The sequence below is a fragment of the Pleomorphomonas koreensis DSM 23070 genome, from assembly GCF_000425185.1.
Classification (GTDB): Bacteria; Pseudomonadota; Alphaproteobacteria; order Rhizobiales; family Pleomorphomonadaceae; genus Pleomorphomonas; species Pleomorphomonas koreensis.
On record NZ_AULH01000075.1, the window covers coordinates 1 to 1,038 of the forward strand.

Genomic DNA, 1,038 nt, shown 5'->3' on the forward strand with positions numbered 1-1,038 from the left:
CCCCTAGTCACAAGTCATCCCCGACTTTTTCAACAGGCGTGGGTTCGGTCCTCCAGTGCGTGTTACCGCACCTTCAACCTGCTCATGACTAGATCACCTCGTTTCGGGTCTAATCCGTCGAACTGAACGCCCTGTTCAGACTCGCTTTCGCTGCGCCTACACCTAACGGCTTAAGCTCGCTCGACAGACTAAGTCGCTGACCCATTATACAAAAGGTACGCCGTCAGCATTGCAGCCTCCGACTGTTTGTAGGCATCCGGTTTCAGGTACTCTTTCACTCCCCTCGTCGGGGTGCTTTTCACCTTTCCCTCACGGTACTGGTTCGCTATCGGTCGCTGAGGAGTACTTAGGCTTGGAGGGTGGGCCCCCCACGTTCAGACAGGATTGCACGTGTCCCGCCTTACTCAAGGATCAGTCTGATATCTATGCATACGGGGCTGTCACCCATGATGCCGGCCGTTCCAGACCGTTCTGCTTTAACCAAACTGACCACTGGCCTGGTCCGCGTTCGCTCGCCACTACTTGCGGAGTCTCGGTTGATGTCCTTTCCTGCAGGTACTTAGATGTTTCACTTCCCTGCGTTCGCCTCTGATCCCCTATGTGTTCAGGAATCAGATATCTTCATAATTGCAAACGGTAACCGGATGGCAGTTTCGCCGGTCCGCTCTCCCTGCCGGGCGCGCTTCCGACTGCCAACTGATCACCGTTCGCTGAAGATGGGTTCCCCCATTCGGAAATCCACGGATCAAAGCTTGTTCGCAGCTCCCCATGGCTTATCGCAGCGTACCACGTCCTTCATCGCCTCTCAGCGCCAAGGCATCCACCAGATGCCCTTACGTCACTTGATCGCTCTCATTACCCATGCCCATCCCCCGCAGAAGTCCATCTGCAGGACCCGACCAGCCCGAAGGCCAACCGATACGGGACGGTACCTAAAACACGCCCCATGAACACGAGTCCACGATCTCCATGATGAGCCAACTCGGCCGGCTCACCATGTCCAAAGACCTTTCAAATCACACGAGACATGCCAACAAC

1 rRNA gene is annotated in these 1,038 nt (G+C 55.7%); it reads right to left on the reverse strand.

The window, feature by feature from the left end:
- Positions 1 to 848 (reverse strand): 23S ribosomal RNA (locus tag H512_RS0120120); the annotation flags it as partial.
- Positions 849 to 1,038 lie beyond the last annotated feature (190 nt).